Origin of the sequence: Streptomyces sp. NPDC056580, assembly GCF_042793175.1 — a bacterium.
Taxonomy (GTDB): Bacteria; Actinomycetota; Actinomycetes; order Streptomycetales; family Streptomycetaceae; genus Streptomyces.
In genome coordinates, this window is the sequence record NZ_JBHTVE010000012.1 from 161366 (window position 1) to 176138 (window position 14773).

A 14773-nucleotide genomic window follows, 5' to 3' on the forward strand; every position below is an offset into this window, starting at 1 on the left:
GGCGCGCCGCGTCGCGGGTCCCGTGCAGACTGCCGCCATGCCGACCGACGCGCTCCTCGCCCGCTTCCTGCACGACCTCATGCCGCTGCGGCCGCTGGCCCTCTGGGCGCACGGTTCCCTGGCCGGCGGCGACTACCAGGAGGGCCGCAGCGACCTCGACCTGATCGCGGTGCTTCCCGGCCCGGTCACCCTGGGCACCGTACGCGGGGTGATCCGCACCCACCGCCGGCTGCGCGCCGAACCGCTCGCGGCCGGGCTGCACTGCTCGTACCTCACGCCGGCCGCCTCGGCGGACCCCGGCGCGGCTCATCTGACCTGGGCGCACGGCCATGTGATGCGCCGGCCGGTCACCCCCGTGACCCGGCGCGAACTGCACGACTTCGGCCGGGTGCTGCACGGCGCGCCGCCCGCCGGACTGCTGCCGCCGGTGCCCGACGGGCAGCTCCATGAGTTCGTCGTGCGGGACCAGCGGGACTACTGGCGGCCCAAGGTGGACCGCGCCCGGCTGTGGCGGCACGACGTCTGGGTCGACCTCGGCCTGCTGACGTTCGCCCGGGCCACCGTCACCGTGCGCGACGGACGGCTCATCGCCAAACGGGAGGCGCTGGCCGAGCTGACCGCTCTCGGCGCACCTGCCGAGGTGGTCGAGGACATCGCCCGCCGGCGCTACGGCGCTCCGGCCCCGCGCGGCGAGGCCTGGCTCGCCCACCGCGCCCGACTGACCCGGGCCTACCTCGGGCCGGCGATCGACGCGCTGGTCACCTCCTACGGGTGACTCACGCGTGCGTGCCCACCGCCACCTCGGCCGCGGGGCCGGGGAGGCCGAGCGCGGCCCCGGGCCGCTCCCGGAGCGAAAGCAGCACCCGCAGCACCCAGATCCACACCAGGCACGAGCCCAGCATGTGCGCGCCGACGAGGACCTCGGGCAGGTGCGTGAAGTACTGGACGTAGCCGATGACGCCCTGCCCGAGCAGGACCAGGAACAGCTCGCGGGTGCGGTTCGGCGGGCCCTTGGGCGCGTCCACCGCCTTCAGCACGAACCACAGCGCGAACGTCAGCGTCACCACGATCCACGCGAGCACCGCGTGCAGCTTGCTGACCGTCTCCCAGTCGATCGGGATCCGCTCGACCTCCGAGGAGTCGCCCGCGTGCGGACCGGCCCCGGTCACCACCGTGCCCACCGCGATCAGCAGCACGGAAGCGGCCACCAGGAACCAGACGAGCTGCTGCACCGCCTTGCCGACCAGCGGACGCGGCGCCCCGTCGCCCTCGCGGGTGCGCTGCCACATCAGCGTGCCGATGGCGATCAGCGCCGAGGAGAGCAGGAAGTGCGCGGCGACCGTGTACGGGTTCAGACCGACCAGGACGACGATGCCGCCGAGCACCGCGTTGCCCATGACCACCCAGAACTGCGCCCAGCCCAGCCGGGTCAGGCTGCGCCGCCGCGGCTTCTCGGCCCGGGCGGCGACGATCGCCCAGCCGACGGCGGCGCAGAGCACGTACGTCAGCATCCGGTTGCCGAACTCGATGACCCCGTGGAAGCCCATGGCCCGGGTGGTGGTCAGCGAGTCGTCGGTGCACGTCGGCCAGGTCGGGCAGCCGAGGCCCGAGCCGGTGAGGCGGACCGCGCCGCCGGTGACCACGATGATCACCGACATGACGAGCGCGGTGAGCGCCGCCCGGCGGACGGTCCGGGGATCCGGGGTCCAGCGGTCGGCGACGAAGGCGAGCGGGTTGCGCAGCGCCGCGGTGGCGTCGGCGCGGGTCAGCTTTGGCACGTGCACCATGGTAGGCCGCCGCTTGTGCACTCTTTCACGAGGGTCCACCGCGGGCTCACTCCCAGCGGAAGAACTTCCCCGCCGCGGCCAGCCCCACGACCGCCCACACCGCGAGGACGCCCAGGTCGCTCCAGGGCACCCCGGCCCCGTGCTGCAGCACGTCCCGCAGGCCGCCGGAGAGCGCCGAGATCGGCAGCAGGCCGAGCACCTGCTCGCCGGCCGGGCCGAACTTCTCCAGCGGGACGACGACCCCGCCGCCGACCAGCAGCAGCAGGAAGACCAGGTTGGCCGCGGCCAGCGTGGCCTCGGCCTTCAGCGTGCCCGCCATCAGCAGGCCCAGTCCGGAGAAGGCGGCGGTGCCGAGGACCAGCAGGAGCAGCACGGCGAAGGGGTTGCCGTGCGGGGACCAGCCGAGGGCGAACGCGATCGCGGTCAGCAGGATCACCTGAAGGATCTCCGTGACCAGCACCGACGCCGTCTTCGCCGCCATCAGGCCCCAGCGGGGCAGCGGGGAGGCGGCCAGCCGCTTGAGCACGCCGTAGCGGCGCTCGAAGCCGGTCGCGATGGCCTGCCCGGTGAACGCCGTGGACATCACGGCCAGGGCGAGGACGCCGGGCGCGAGGAAGTCCACGGCCTCGCCCTTGCCGGTGTCGACGATGTCCACGGAGCTGAACAGCACCAGCAGCAGGGTCGGGATCACGACCGTCAGCAGCAGCTGCTCGCCGTTGCGCAGCAGCATCCGGGTCTCCAGCGCCGCCTGCGCCGCGATCATGCGGTGGAGCGGCGCCGCGCCCGGCTTGGGGGTGTAGGTACCCGATGCGCTGGTCATGACCGCAGCTCCTTGCCCGTGATCTCCAGAAAGACGTCCTCGAGGGTGTGCTGTTCGACCGAGATCCGGTCGGGCATCACCCCGTGCTGGGCGCACCACGAGGTCACCGTGGCCAGCAGCTGCGGGTTGACCTTGCCGACGACGCGGTAGGCGCCCGGGGTCAGCTCGGCGGCCGTGCAGTCGGCGGGCAGCGCCTTCAGCAGCGAGGCCACGTCGAGGCCGGGACGGCCGGTGAACCGCAGCGTGTTCTCGGCTCCGCCCTTGCACAGCTCCTCCACGGAGCCCTGGGCGATGACCCGGCCGCCGTCGATGATCGCCACGTCGTCGGCGAGCTGCTCGGCCTCTTCCATGTAGTGGGTGGTGAGGATCGCCGACACGCCGTCCGCGCGCAGGTCCCGCACCAGGTCCCAGGTGGCCCGGCGGGCCTGCGGGTCGAGGCCCGCGGTCGGCTCGTCCAGGAACACCAGCTCCGGGCGCCCGACCACGGCCATCGCGAGCGCGAGCCGCTGCTGCTGGCCGCCGGACAGCCGCCGGTAGGAGGTCCGGCCGCAGGAGCCGAGCCCCAGGCGCTCGATCAGCGCGTCCACGTCCAGCGGGTGCGCGTGCAGCCTGGCGACGTGCCGCAGCATCTCGTCGGCCCGGGCGCCGGAGTACACGCCGCCGGACTGGAGCATCACGCCGATCCGGGGACGCAGCTCGGCGGACTGCCGCACCGGGTCGAGGCCCAGGACGCGCACCGTGCCGGAATCCGGCTTCCGGTACCCCTCGCAGGTCTCGACCGTGGTGGTCTTCCCGGCCCCGTTGGGACCGAGCACGGCGGTGACTCCCGCCCCGGCCACCAGGTCCAGCCCGTCCACCGCGGTCTTCGTGCCGTACCGCTTCACCAAGGCCTCGACCTGGACCACGGGCTCACTTCGCATGAACCCAGAGTCTAGGGAGGCCGCCGGCCGCTCAGACGCGGGGGTGCTGGAAGTCCTCCTCACGGGGGCGGTGCACCGGCAGCCACCGCTGTGCGTAGGCCACCGCGTCCGCCACCGGGAACAGGCGCGCGCCGGCCGCGCCCACCTTCCCGCGGACGACGGGGCGGTCCCGTTCGAAGTCGTGGCCCAGCTCGGCGAAGCGGTCCGAGGTGATCGACACCTCGGTCACCGTCTCCCAGCCGCCGCCCGGCGCCGGCCGTCCCACCCGCACCAGCGGCGCCGGTATCCGGTACTCGGCGAGGTGGAAGCTGGTGCAGGCGTCGTAGCCCGCGCCGAGCAGCAGCACCCGTGCGCCGAGCCGTTCCAGCCGGGCCAGCGGGCTGCGCTCGCCGAGCCGGCAGTCGCGGGAGTGCCCGTCGAGGATGCGGGCCGCGCCGGGGCCGAGGGCGGCGAAGGAGGTCTGCGGATGCGCGCTGCGCAGGGCGCCCGGCCAGGTCCGCACGGTCTCCGGTATCACGCCGACCCAGCGCGAGGGGGTGATCGCGGGGTCGTACGGCGGCATGGTGGCGCGGATGCGGTCCCACCACTCCTCGGGCACCTGCGGGTTCCCCCACACCGCCGGGTCGGACTGGTCGCCGGACTGGGTGGGGACGACGAGCGTGCCGGCCGGGCCGAGCGCGTCGAGGAGCGCCCGGACGACGGCGACGGCGCCTCCGTTCACCCAGCCGAGGGAACTCAGCGAGGAGTGCACCAGGAGTGTCTCGCCGCTCGCGACACCCAGCCGGCGCAGCGCCGCGGCCATGTCGTCGCGGGTGAGGAGCGGGCCGGTCGGAGGGGGTGTGGACATGGTCCCGGAGTCTTGCCGACGAGGGTGCCCGGCGCCAGTGGATTGCCTGGCCGCGGGCCCGGGACAATCGATCAGAAGATCGTTTCCCCAGGTCCGATTAGGTATGCCTAAGTGATGCAGGGCACCGGAGGGTGATCCGGACGCCGCTTGTCAGTCCCCGAGGAATTACGCAACAATGGCGTTGTGAAAAACGTCGGTGAGGCTCGGGAGACCCCGGTGGGGACCCCCCAGGAGGAGCTCGCGACCGGGGAGCGTTCGACGCGCAACCGGGTCGCGCGGTCCATCCTGGACCACGGCCCGTCGACCGTCGCCGAGCTGGCCGGACGGCTGGGCCTGACCCAGGCCGCCGTACGCCGCCACCTGGACGCGCTCGTCTCCGACGACGTCGTGGAGGCCCGGGAGCAGCGGGTGTACGGCGCGCGTACGCGCGGGCGGCCCGCCAAGGTGTTCGCGCTCACCGACTGCGGCCGGGACGCCTTCGACCAGTCGTACGACAAGCTCGCCGCCGAGGCGCTGCGCTGGATCGCCGAGCGGGAGGGCGGCCCGGAGGCGGTCGCCGCCTTCGCCCGGGCCCGGTTCGCCGCGCAGGCGAGGGCGTACCGCGAGGCGATCGCGGGCGTCGGCCCCGACCGGCGCGCCGAGGCACTGGCCAAGGCCCTGAGCGCGGACGGGTACGCTGCTGCGGCGCGCAGCGCGCCCCTCCCGCAGCAGGGCGAGCAGCTCTGTCAGCACCACTGCCCGGTCGCGCACGTGGCGGAGCAGTTCCCGCAGCTGTGCGAGGCGGAGACGGAGATCTTCGCCGAGCTGCTGGGTACCCATGTGCAGCGGCTGGCGACCATCGCGCACGGCGACGGCGTCTGCACGACGTTCATCCCCAAGATTTCGAAGTCCGATCACCAGAGCCACCAAGCATCTGCAAGCACGGCCGGGAGGAACCCCGCATGACTCTCCCCACGGAGACTGCCCACCCCGAACTCGAGGGCCTGGGCAAGTACGAATACGGCTGGGCCGACTCCGACGTCGCCGGTGCCTCTGCCAGGCGCGGTCTGAACGAGGACGTCGTACGCGACATCTCGGGCAAGAAGTCCGAGCCGGAGTGGATGACGAAGCTGCGCCTGAAGGGTCTGAGGCTCTTCGAGAAGAAGCCCATGCCGAACTGGGGCTCCGACCTGTCGGGCATCGACTTCGACAACATCAAGTACTTCGTGCGCTCCACGGAGAAGCAGGCGGAGTCCTGGGAGGACCTGCCCGAGGACATCAAGAACACCTACGACAAGCTGGGCATCCCGGAGGCCGAGAAGCAGCGCCTCGTCGCCGGTGTCGCCGCGCAGTACGAGTCGGAGGTCGTCTACCACCAGATCCGCGAGGACCTGGAGGAGCAGGGCGTCATCTTCCTCGACACCGACACCGCCCTGAAGGAGCACCCGGAGCTCTTCAAGGAGTACTTCGGCACGGTCATCCCGGCCGGCGACAACAAGTTCGCCGCGCTGAACACCGCCGTGTGGTCGGGCGGCTCCTTCATCTACGTGCCGAAGGGCGTGCACGTGGAGATCCCGCTCCAGGCCTACTTCCGCATCAACACGGAGAACATGGGCCAGTTCGAGCGGACCCTGATCATCGTCGACGAGGGCGCCTACGTGCACTACGTCGAGGGCTGCACGGCGCCGATCTACAAGTCCGACTCGCTGCACAGCGCGGTCGTCGAGATCATCGTCAAGAAGAACGCCCGCTGCCGCTACACGACCATCCAGAACTGGTCGAACAACGTCTACAACCTGGTCACCAAGCGCGCCGTGGCCTACGAGGGCGCGACCATGGAGTGGATCGACGGCAACATCGGCTCCAAGGTGACGATGAAGTACCCGGCCGTCTACCTGATGGGCGAGCACGCCAAGGGCGAGACCCTGTCCATCGCCTTCGCGGGCGAGGGCCAGCACCAGGACGCCGGCTCCAAGATGGTCCACATGGCGCCGAACACCTCGTCCAACATCGTCTCCAAGTCGGTGGCGCGCGGCGGCGGCCGCACCTCCTACCGCGGCCTGGTCGAGATCGGCGAGGGCGCCGCGGGCTCCAAGTCCAACGTGCTGTGCGACGCGCTGCTGGTCGACACCATCTCCCGCTCCGACACCTACCCCTACGTGGACGTCCGCGAGGACGACGTGTCCATGGGCCACGAGGCGACCGTCTCCAAGGTCTCCGAGGACCAGCTCTTCTACCTGATGAGCCGCGGTCTGTCCGAGTTCGAGGCGATGGCGATGATCGTGCGGGGCTTCGTCGAGCCGATCGCCAAGGAGCTCCCCATGGAGTACGCCCTCGAGCTCAACCGGCTGATCGAGCTGCAGATGGAAGGCGCGGTCGGCTGAGACCGTCCCGGACAGCAGCCAGCAATTTCTGACGTAGGAAGAGAGCAGACCGACAGCCATGGCTGAGGCTCAGAACATCCCCGTGGGCTCCACCACCGCGGGCCAGATCGCGGTGGCCGCCGAGTCGACCGTCGCCACGCGCATGAGCGCGCCCCCGTCCTTCGACGTGGCGGACTTTTCGGTCCCGCACGGCCGCGAGGAGGAGTGGCGGTTCACGCCGCTGGAGCGCCTGCGCGGCCTGCACGACGGCACCGCCGTCGCCAACGGCGCGGGCGTGAAGGTCGCCGTCGAGGCCCCCGAGGGCGTGACCGTCGAGACCGTCGGCCGCGACGACGCGCGGATCGGCAGGGCCGGCACCCCGGTGGACCGGGTCGCCGCCCAGGCGTACTCGGCGTTCGAGCAGGCCGGCGTGGTCACCGTCCCCAAGGAGACGGTGCTCACCGAGCCGATCCGCATCGCCGTGCACGGCCAGGGCGGGGTGGCCTTCGGCCACCAGGTGATCGAGCTGGGCGCCTTCGCCGAGGCCGTCGTGGTCATCGACCACACCGGTGACGCGGTCCTCGCGGCCAACGTCGACTACCTCCTGGGCGACGGCGCCAAGCTGACCGTCGTCTCCGTCCAGGACTGGGACGACAAGGCCGTCCACGTGGCCCAGCACAACGCGCTGATCGGCCGGGACGCCTCCTTCAAGTCCGTCGTCGTCACCTTCGGCGGCGACGTGGTCCGGCTGCACCCGCGCGTGGAGTACGCCGGTCCCGGCGGCGAGGCCGAGCTGCTCGGTGTGTACTTCACCGACTCCGGGCAGCACCAGGAGCACCGCCTGCTGGTCACCCACAACACCCCGCACTGCAAGTCCAACGTCGTCTACAAGGGCGCGCTCCAGGGCGAGGACGCGCACGCGGTCTGGATCGGCGACGTGCTCATCGAGGCCGCCGCCGAAGGCACGGACACCTACGAGATGAACCGCAACCTCGTCCTCACGGACGGCGCGCGCGTCGACTCGGTGCCGAACCTGGAGATCGAGACCGGCGAGATCGTCGGCGCCGGACACGCCTCCGCCACCGGCCGCTTCGACGACGAGCAGCTCTTCTACCTGATGGCCCGCGGCATCCCCGAGCAGGACGCCCGCCGCCTGGTGGTCCGCGGCTTCTTCGCCGAGCTGGTCCAGCAGATCGGTGTCGCCGACATCGAGGAGCGCCTGCTCGCCAAGATCGAGGGCGAGCTGGAGGCCTCGGTCGCATGACGTCGTTCGTACGCGCCTGCGGGCTGAGCGAGCTGGAGGAGGACACCCCGAAGCGGGTGGAACTCGACGGCACGCCGATCTCGGTCGTGAAGACCGAGGGCGAGGTGTTCGCCATCCATGACATCTGTTCGCACGCGAACGTCTCCCTCTCCGAGGGCGAGGTGGAGGACTGCCAGATCGAGTGCTGGCTGCACGGCTCCTCCTTCGACCTGCGCACCGGCAAGCCGTCCGGCCTCCCCGCGACGCGCCCCGTCCCCGTTTACCCCGTAAAGATCGAAGGGGACGACGTTCTCGTCTCCCTCACCCAGGAGTCCTGAGGCACCCATGGCAACGCTTGAAATCCGAGACCTGCACGTCACCGTCGAGGCCGACAACGCCACGAAGGAGATCCTCAAGGGCGTCGACCTGACCGTGAAGCAGGGCGAGACGCACGCCATCATGGGCCCCAACGGCTCGGGCAAGTCGACGCTCGCCTACTCGCTCGCGGGTCACCCGAAGTACACGATCACCAACGGCACCGTGCTGCTCGACGGCGAGGACGTCCTGGAGATGTCCGTCGACGAGCGCGCCCGCGCGGGCCTGTTCCTGGCGATGCAGTACCCGGTCGAGGTCCCCGGCGTCTCGGTCTCCAACTTCCTGCGCACCTCCGCCACCGCGGTCCGCGGCGAGGCCCCGAAGCTGCGCACCTGGGTGAAGGAGGTCAAGGAGGCCATGGAGCGCCTCAACATGGACCCGGCCTTCGCCGAGCGCAACGTCAACGAGGGCTTCTCCGGCGGTGAGAAGAAGCGCCACGAGATCCTCCAGCTCGAGCTGCTCAAGCCGAAGGTCGCGATCCTCGACGAGACGGACTCCGGTCTGGACGTCGACGCCCTCCGCATCGTCTCCGAGGGCGTCAACCGCGTCCGGGAGACCGGCGAGGTCGGCACCCTGCTGATCACGCACTACACGCGCATCCTGCGCTACATCAAGCCCGACTTCGTCCACGTCTTCTCCGCCGGCCGGATCGTGGAGTCCGGCGGCGCCGAGCTCGCCGACAAGCTGGAGGAAGAGGGCTACGAGGCTTACACGAAGGGTGGCGCATCCGCGTGACGCAACTGCCGGGCCTCCTCGACACCGAGGCGATCCGCAAGGACTTCCCCATCCTGGACCGCGCGGTCCACGACGGCCGGAAGCTCGTGTACCTGGACAACGCGGCGACCTCCCAGAAGCCGCGCCAGGTACTGGACGCCCTGAGCGAGTACTACGAGCGCTACAACGCCAACGTCCACCGCGGTGTGCATGTGCTCGCCGAGGAGGCCACGGCGCTGTACGAGGGCGCGCGCGACAAGGTCGCCGAGTTCGTCAACGCGCCCAGCCGTGACGAGGTGATCTTCACCAAGAACGCCTCCGAGTCGCTGAACCTCGTGGCGAACATGCTGGGCTGGGCCGACGACCCCTACCGGGTGGACCACGAGACCGAGATCGTCATCACGGAGATGGAGCACCACTCCAACATCGTGCCGTGGCAGCTGCTGGCGCAGCGCACGGGCGCGAAGCTGAAGTGGTTCGGCCTCACCGACGACGGCCGGCTCGACCTGTCCAACATCGACGAGGTCATCACCGAGAAGACGAAGATCGTCTCCTTCGTGCTGGTGTCCAACATCCTGGGCACGGTCAACCCGGTCGAGGCGATAGTCCGCCGCGCCCAGGAGGTGGGCGCGCTGGTCTGCGTCGACGCCTCGCAGGCCGCGCCGCACATGCCGCTGGACGTCCAGGCCCTCCAGGCCGACTTCGTGGCCTTCACCGGCCACAAAATGTGCGGCCCGACCGGCATCGGCGTGCTCTGGGGCCGCCAGGAGCTGCTGGAGGACCTGCCTCCGTTCCTCGGCGGCGGCGAGATGATCGAGACGGTGTCGATGCACTCCTCGACCTACGCCCCGGCGCCGCACAAGTTCGAGGCGGGCACGCCGCCGATCGCGCAGGCGGTCGGTCTCGGCGCGGCCATCGACTACCTGAACTCCATCGGCATGGACAAGATCCTCGCCCACGAGCACGCGCTCACCGAGTACGCGGTGAAGCGGCTCGGCGAGGTGCCCGACCTCAGGATCATCGGCCCGACCACGGCCGAGGACCGGGGCGCGGCGATCTCGTTCACGCTGGGCGACATCCACCCGCACGACGTGGGTCAGGTCCTCGACGAGCAGGGCATCGCGGTACGCGTGGGTCACCACTGCGCGCGGCCCGTCTGCCTGCGCTACGGAATTCCCGCGACCACGCGAGCGTCGTTCTATCTGTACTCCACGCCGGCGGAGATCGAGGCTCTGGTCGACGGCCTGGAGCACGTACGGAACTTCTTCGGCTGACAGGGACGAGCGGATCGCATGAAGCTGGACTCGATGTACCAGGAAGTCATCCTGGACCACTACAAGAACCCGCACGGGCGGGGCTTGCGGGATGGCGACGCCGAGGTGCACCACGTGAACCCGACGTGCGGCGACGAGATCACCCTCCGAGTGAAGTACGACGGCACGACGATCGAGGACGTCAGTTACGAGGGCCAGGGCTGTTCGATCAGCCAGGCCTCCGCCTCCGTGCTGAACGAGCTGCTGGTCGGCAAGGACCTGTCCGACGCGCAGAAGATCCAGGAGACCTTCCTGGAGCTGATGCAGTCCAAGGGCAGGATCGAGCCGGACGACGCCATGGAGGAGGTGCTGGAGGACGCGGTCGCGTTCGCCGGCGTCTCCAAGTACCCGGCCCGGGTCAAGTGCGCCCTCCTGAGCTGGATGGCGTGGAAGGACGCGACGGCCCAGGCGCTGGACGGCGCCGACGCCGAAAGGAAGACGGCATGAGCGAAACCGTGGAGATGAAGCCCGCCTCTGAGGAGGAGCTTCGCGAGGCCCTGATGGACGTCGTCGACCCCGAGCTGGGCATCGACGTCGTCAACCTGGGCCTGATCTACGGCATCCACGTCGACGACGCGAACATCGCGACCGTCGACATGACCCTGACGTCCGCGGCCTGCCCGCTGACGGACGTCATCGAGGACCAGGCCAAGTCCGCCACGGACGGCCTGGTCAGCGAGTTGCGCATCAACTGGGTCTGGATGCCGCCGTGGGGCCCCGACAAGATCACGGACGACGGGCGCGAGCAGCTTCGCGCGCTCGGCTTCAACGTCTGACGCAGCGCCTCGGGAAGGGGGCCGCGGCCGTGTGCCGCGGCCCCCTTCCGTGTGTCCGGGGCCGGGCGGCGGTGTTGATGTGTACGCTCGTACACATGGGATACCTGTGGCTCGCCGGCGCCATCGCCGCCGAAGTCGCCGCGACGACGGCGATGAAGTACAGCGAGGGGTTCAGCAGGCTGCTGCCCTCCCTGTTGACGGCACTGGGCTACGTCGTCGCCTTCGCGCTGCTCGCCCGGACCCTGCGCACCGTGTCCATCGGCACGGCGTACGCGATCTGGTCGGGCGCCGGGACCGCGACCATCGCCGTCATCGGCCTGACGCTGTTCGGGGAGGGGCTGAGCACCGCCAAGGTGGCCGGGATACTCCTGATCGTCTCCGGCGTGGTGGTCCTCAACCTGGGCGGTGCGCACTGATGCCCCGCCGTCACGACCCCGGCCGGCGCCAGCGCATCATCGACGCGGCGCTGCGGGTGGTGGGGGACAAGGGCATCGCCGGGCTCAGCCACCGCACGGCCGCCGCCGAGGCGGACGTCCCGCTCGGTTCCACGACGTACCACTTCGCCACCCTCGACGACCTCCTGGTGGCCGCTCTGGAACAGGCCGGCGAGGGGTTCGGCGACGTGCTCGACGCCGACGGGGTCCTCGCGGACCCGGACGCCGACCTCGCGGCCGGTCTCGCCCGCGTCCTCGGCGAGTGGCTGGGCGGCGACCGGCCCGGGGCGGAGCTGGAGTACGAGCTGTACCTCGCCGCGCTCAGACGTCCCGCCCTGCGTCCCGTCGCCGCGCACTGGACGCGCCGGACGGCCGCGCGGCTGGCCGGGCGCACCGATCCGGACACGGCGCGGGCGCTGCTCGCGCTGATGGACGGCATCTGCCTCCAGGTCCTGCTCACCGGCGGTTCCTACGACGAGGAGCACGCGCGCACCGCGCTCGCCCGGCTGATCCGCTGAGGCCGCGCCCGGCACGTGAGACACGGTTCGCTCCCGCGCCCCCGCCCACGTTAGGTTTTGCCACATGACCGACACGACTGCTTCCCGCACCACCGGTGCCGTGGCCGCCGGCCTCGCCACCATCGCCTCCGACGGCACCGTCCTCGACACCTGGTTCCCGGCCCCCGAGCTGGTGGCGGACCCCGGCCCGGCCGGTACCGAGCGGCTGTCCGCCGAGCGGGCCGCGGAGCTGCTCGGCGGCGGTGCGACCGCGGCGACCGGCCCGGACGCCCGCCGAGGCGTCGAGGTGGTCGCGGTCCGTACGGTCATCGCCTCGCTGGACGAGAAGCCTCTCGACGCGCACGACGTCTACCTGCGCCTGCACCTGCTCTCGCACCGCCTGGTCAAGCCGCACGGCCAGAACCTGGACGGCATCTTCGGCCACCTCGCCAACGTCGCCTGGACCTCGCTCGGCCCGGTCGCCGTGGACGACATCGAGAAGGTGCGGCTGAACGCCCGCGCCGAGGGCCTGCACCTCCAGGTCACCTCGGTCGACAAGTTCCCGCGCATGACGGACTACGTCGCCCCGAAGGGCGTGCGCATCGCCGACGCCGACCGGGTCCGCCTCGGCGCCCACCTCTCCGCGGGCACCACGGTCATGCACGAGGGCTTCGTCAACTTCAACGCCGGCACCCTCGGCACCTCCATGGTCGAGGGCCGCATCTCCGCGGGCGTCGTGGTCGGCGACGGCTCCGACATCGGCGGCGGCGCCTCCACCATGGGCACGCTGTCCGGCGGCGGCAACGTGATCATCTCCATCGGCGAGCGCTGCCTGGTCGGTGCCGAGGCGGGCGTCGGCATCGCGCTCGGCGACGAGTGCGTGGTGGAGGCCGGCCTGTACGTCACCGCCGGCACCCGTGTCACCATGCCCGACGGCCAGATCGTCAAGGCCCGCGAACTCAACGGCGCCTCCAACATCCTCTTCCGCCGCAACTCGGTCACCGGCGCGGTCGAGGCCCGCCCGAACAACGCGGTCTGGGGCGGCCTGAACGACATCCTGCACAGCCACAACTGAACGGCCACCGCTGAGGCCACCGCTGAGCGCCCTTCCACGGCCGGAGAACGGCGTGCGAGGGCGCTCGTGGTCCGGTGAAGTCGCGCCGCGGCGTCAGGTCCCTGCCGCGAGTCCGGTGAGGGCGTCCGCGAGGAACGTGAAGTCGTGCGGGCGCAGTCCGATTCTCGGGTCGACGTGGTGCAGCAGGGCGGGCGCTGGGTGGTGGGCCGCCACGTGGGCGGTGTCCGCGGGGGTCTGCTCGTCGTCCACCCAGGCGAAGGGGCGGCCCGCCGCGTGGGCCACGATCGCCTGCGTCTTCCAGTGGACGCCGTCCGGGCGCGCGGCGAACAGGCAGTGGCCGAAGTCGACGTACGGCAGCTCGGGCAGCCCGATGACCGGCGCGATCCAGCGGTTGGCCTCCGCCATCCAGGTCGTCGCCCAGCACAGCTCGTAGCCGAGCGCCAACAGCGCCGGGCCGTGGGACGGGTTCAGCCACACCCGCAGCGGGGGTCCGGGGCGCACGGCGGCCCTGATCGTCGTGTAGCCCTCGGGGCGGCGCTCCGGCCGGGCCGCGTACGGGTTGAGCGGTCCGTCGACGTCGAGGAAGAGGAACGGACGGGTCACGGGGCCACCGTACGGCGGTGGCCCGGACGAGGGGCGATCATTTCCGGGGCCCGGCCCGGCCCGGCCCAGGTCAGCCACTAGGCCGCGACGAGCCGCTCGTACACCTCGTGCAGTTGGTCGGTCATCTTCCGGTCGGCGGGCAGCAGGGGTGGGCGTACCGGGCCCGCGGGCAGGCCGAGCCGGGCGAGGAGGGCCTTGGCGGTGACCGTGCCGGGCAGGCCCGCGGCCATCATCGCCTCGATCAACGGCGTCACCCGCGACTGGAGTTCGCTCGCGCGGGCCGTGTCGCCCGCGTCGAAGGCGTCCAGAACGGCGGCGACCTGCCGGGGCGCCGCGTTCGCGACCGTGCTCACACAGCCCGCCGCGCCCACCGCGTACAGCGGGAGCACGTGCTCGTCGCAGCCCGCGTAGTACGCCAACTCCGTTTCCGCCAGCACCTTCTGGGTCCCGAGGAAGTCGTACGAGCAGTCCTTGACCGCGACGATCCGGGGGTGCTCGGCGAGCCTGATCATCGTCTCCGGCTCGATCCGGGTGCCGGTGCGGCCCGGGATGTCGTAAAGCATCACCGGCAGGCCGCTCGCGTCGGCGACCTGCCGGAAGTGCGTCTCCACCGCCTCCTGCGGCGGCCTGCTGTAGTACGGCGTCACCACCAGCACGCCGTCGGCGCCCGCCTTCTCCGCCGCGCGGGCCCCCTCGGCCGTGTGCCGGGTGTCCGCCGTGCCGACGCCCGCCACCAGGCCGGCCCGGTCGCCCACCGCGTCGCGGACGGCCGCGATCAGCTCCGTCTTCTCCGCGTCCGTGGTGGTCGGCGACTCACCCGTGGTGCCGTTCAGCACCAGCCCGTCGCAGCCGCCGGTCACCAGTCGCTCCGCCAGCCGCCGGGCCCCTTCCAGGTCGAGCGTGCCCGCCTCGGTGAACGGCGTGATCATCGCGCACAGGGTGCGGCCGAATGGCTTGCGTCGGGTCGTCATACCCGTAGTCTCGGCAACCTCTCGGTGAAGCTCCACTTAATTCTTCTACGGGATAT

General features: G+C 71.3%; 18 protein-coding genes. 12 read left to right on the top strand and 6 right to left on the bottom strand.

The genetic code is table 11. The features are described from left to right. Positions 1-37: 37 nt before the first annotated feature. Entirely contained in the window at positions 38-775 is a 738-nt protein-coding gene (locus ACFQ9Z_RS26525) for a nucleotidyltransferase (RefSeq protein WP_383023483.1), read from the top strand. Between the two features lies 1 nt (position 776). Here ACFQ9Z_RS26525 and ACFQ9Z_RS26530 read toward each other — a convergent pair whose 3' ends face one another. From ACFQ9Z_RS26530 to ACFQ9Z_RS26545, 4 genes are read right to left on the bottom strand one after another with little or no spacing between them, the layout of a single operon-like run. Next, entirely contained in the window at positions 777-1787 is a 1011-nt protein-coding gene (locus ACFQ9Z_RS26530) for a heme A synthase (RefSeq protein ID WP_383023487.1), read from the bottom strand. 46 nt (positions 1788-1833) lie between these two features. Then, a complete protein-coding gene (locus ACFQ9Z_RS26535; RefSeq protein WP_383023490.1) occupies positions 1834-2607 on the bottom strand; it encodes an ABC transporter permease in 774 nt (257 codons plus the stop codon). After that, positions 2604-3527 (bottom strand): ABC transporter ATP-binding protein, encoded by a 924-nt coding sequence (locus ACFQ9Z_RS26540; RefSeq protein WP_383023493.1) that lies wholly within the window; start codon positions 3525-3527, stop codon positions 2604-2606. Before ACFQ9Z_RS26540 ends, ACFQ9Z_RS26535 begins: the two co-directional genes overlap by 4 nt. A gap of 31 nt (positions 3528-3558) precedes the next feature. Next, on the bottom strand, positions 3559-4374 hold the full coding sequence (locus tag ACFQ9Z_RS26545) for an aminoglycoside N(3)-acetyltransferase (protein ID WP_383023496.1): 816 nt from the start codon (positions 4372-4374) through the stop codon (positions 3559-3561). A gap of 183 nt (positions 4375-4557) precedes the next feature. Between ACFQ9Z_RS26545 and ACFQ9Z_RS26550 the strand changes: the two genes are divergently transcribed. The 11 genes from ACFQ9Z_RS26550 to dapD all read left to right on the top strand — a co-directional run bounded on the left by ACFQ9Z_RS26550 (position 4558) and on the right by dapD (position 13143). Next, on the top strand, positions 4558-5319 hold the full coding sequence (locus tag ACFQ9Z_RS26550) for a helix-turn-helix transcriptional regulator (RefSeq protein WP_383023502.1): 762 nt from the start codon (positions 4558-4560) through the stop codon (positions 5317-5319). Beyond that, positions 5316-6737, top strand: a complete 1422-nt coding sequence (gene sufB / locus ACFQ9Z_RS26555) for a Fe-S cluster assembly protein SufB (RefSeq protein WP_383023505.1) — start codon at positions 5316-5318, stop codon at positions 6735-6737. The genes ACFQ9Z_RS26550 and sufB overlap by 4 nt, the downstream gene beginning before the upstream one ends. Before the next feature lie 58 nt (positions 6738-6795). After that, positions 6796-7980, top strand: a complete 1185-nt coding sequence (gene sufD, locus ACFQ9Z_RS26560; RefSeq protein WP_383023509.1) for a Fe-S cluster assembly protein SufD — start codon at positions 6796-6798, stop codon at positions 7978-7980. Further along, positions 7977-8297: a non-heme iron oxygenase ferredoxin subunit gene (locus tag ACFQ9Z_RS26565; protein ID WP_383023513.1), complete on the top strand. Its 321-nt coding sequence runs from the start codon at positions 7977-7979 to the stop codon at positions 8295-8297. The genes sufD and ACFQ9Z_RS26565 overlap by 4 nt, the downstream gene beginning before the upstream one ends. Positions 8298-8304: 7 nt before the next feature. Then, the gene (gene sufC, locus ACFQ9Z_RS26570; RefSeq protein WP_383023516.1) at positions 8305-9069 is read left to right on the top strand and encodes a Fe-S cluster assembly ATPase SufC; all 765 of its coding nucleotides are present in this window, start codon (positions 8305-8307) and stop codon (positions 9067-9069) included. Next, positions 9066-10322, top strand: coding sequence for a cysteine desulfurase (locus ACFQ9Z_RS26575; protein WP_383023519.1), 1257 nt, complete (start codon positions 9066-9068; stop codon positions 10320-10322). Before sufC ends, ACFQ9Z_RS26575 begins: the two co-directional genes overlap by 4 nt. An 18-nt stretch (positions 10323-10340) precedes the next feature. Further along, positions 10341-10808 (top strand): Fe-S cluster assembly sulfur transfer protein SufU, encoded by a 468-nt coding sequence (gene sufU, locus ACFQ9Z_RS26580; protein ID WP_143637670.1) that lies wholly within the window; start codon positions 10341-10343, stop codon positions 10806-10808. Further along, positions 10805-11137 carry a metal-sulfur cluster assembly factor gene (locus ACFQ9Z_RS26585; protein WP_030403776.1) on the top strand — a complete coding sequence of 111 codons (333 nt, stop codon included), beginning with the start codon at positions 10805-10807 and terminating at the stop codon, positions 11135-11137. The genes sufU and ACFQ9Z_RS26585 overlap by 4 nt, the downstream gene beginning before the upstream one ends. Before the next feature lie 95 nt (positions 11138-11232). After that, complete coding sequence (locus ACFQ9Z_RS26590) at positions 11233-11553, top strand: DMT family transporter (RefSeq protein ID WP_383023524.1); 321 nt, start codon at positions 11233-11235, stop codon at positions 11551-11553. After that, positions 11553-12089 (top strand): TetR/AcrR family transcriptional regulator, encoded by a 537-nt coding sequence (locus ACFQ9Z_RS26595; RefSeq protein WP_383023527.1) that lies wholly within the window; start codon positions 11553-11555, stop codon positions 12087-12089. The genes ACFQ9Z_RS26590 and ACFQ9Z_RS26595 overlap by 1 nt, the downstream gene beginning before the upstream one ends. A 64-nt stretch (positions 12090-12153) precedes the next feature. Then, positions 12154-13143, top strand: coding sequence for a 2,3,4,5-tetrahydropyridine-2,6-dicarboxylate N-succinyltransferase (dapD, locus tag ACFQ9Z_RS26600; protein ID WP_383023530.1), 990 nt, complete (start codon positions 12154-12156; stop codon positions 13141-13143). Positions 13144-13236: 93 nt separating this feature from the next. Here dapD and ACFQ9Z_RS26605 read toward each other — a convergent pair whose 3' ends face one another. Together ACFQ9Z_RS26605 and dapA are read right to left on the bottom strand one after the other, a co-directional pair. Continuing rightward, positions 13237-13746 carry a hypothetical protein gene (locus tag ACFQ9Z_RS26605; protein WP_383023533.1) on the bottom strand — a complete coding sequence of 170 codons (510 nt, stop codon included), beginning with the start codon at positions 13744-13746 and terminating at the stop codon, positions 13237-13239. Positions 13747-13823: 77 nt separating this feature from the next. Continuing rightward, the gene (gene dapA / locus ACFQ9Z_RS26610; protein WP_383023536.1) at positions 13824-14717 is read right to left on the bottom strand and encodes a 4-hydroxy-tetrahydrodipicolinate synthase; all 894 of its coding nucleotides are present in this window, start codon (positions 14715-14717) and stop codon (positions 13824-13826) included. Positions 14718-14773: the final 56 nt, after the last annotated feature.